The organism is bacterium, from assembly GCA_024224155.1.
Lineage (GTDB): Bacteria > Acidobacteriota > Thermoanaerobaculia > Multivoradales > JAHEKO01 > CALZIK01.
Genome location: JAAENP010000027.1, coordinates 1 through 635, shown reverse-complemented (window position 1 = coordinate 635; position 635 = coordinate 1). Strand labels below are relative to the sequence as shown.

General features: G+C 65.0%; 1 protein-coding gene. It reads right to left on the bottom strand.

All coding sequences use genetic code 11. The annotated features are described in order from the left end of the window. Nucleotides 1-60 precede the first annotated feature (60 nt). A partial coding sequence (locus GY769_02280; protein MCP4200747.1) for a carboxylesterase family protein occupies nucleotides 61-635 on the bottom strand: 575 nt, incomplete at its 5' end.

The window sequence follows — 635 nt, the reverse complement described above, 5'->3', positions numbered from 1 at the left end:
GGCCCGATCACTACCGGGTTTGAAGGCTCGAATAGGTAGGTGTCAAGAGGTTCGGAGTTGTCAGCCTTCTCCCATCCAGAACTGCCGCGTCTCCCTCTCGGGGTCCTCGACCACCGCCTCCAACCGTCCCGGTGCGTCAAGAATTCGGGTCGCGCGCTGGCTCGGGTCATATACGGGCCACTCCGAGACGACGGAGTCCCTCGGGGCGCCGGAGAGCGCGAACGACAACCACGCCTCCTGGATGACCCCGGAGAGCCCGTCCGCTTGTCGGCGCCCGAGGTAGAGCGGCTTCAACCACCGGGTTCGATGAGTTCCGAAGACCAGCGGCACTTCGGCGGCGTGGCAGGCGCCGAGCGCGCTCTTGAAAGCCGGAATCGGATAGTCGAAGCGGTAGAGGTACACGTTTGAACCGCCGCGAGTCAGGGCATCGGCCAGGTTGACCGCCGGCAGACGGAAATACTCGTCGGTGCGAAACGCGGCCCAGGCTTCGTAGGCGGTCTGTTGGTAGCCGCGGCTCTTGGTGACCTCACGATAGAGCTCTGCGGCTCTGGATGCTTCGAGCCGGTCGAGCTTTGCGCGAGCGAGCATGCGCCCGATACGGCGTTCGAGCTCGTCGAAGCTCATGGCCCGCAGCG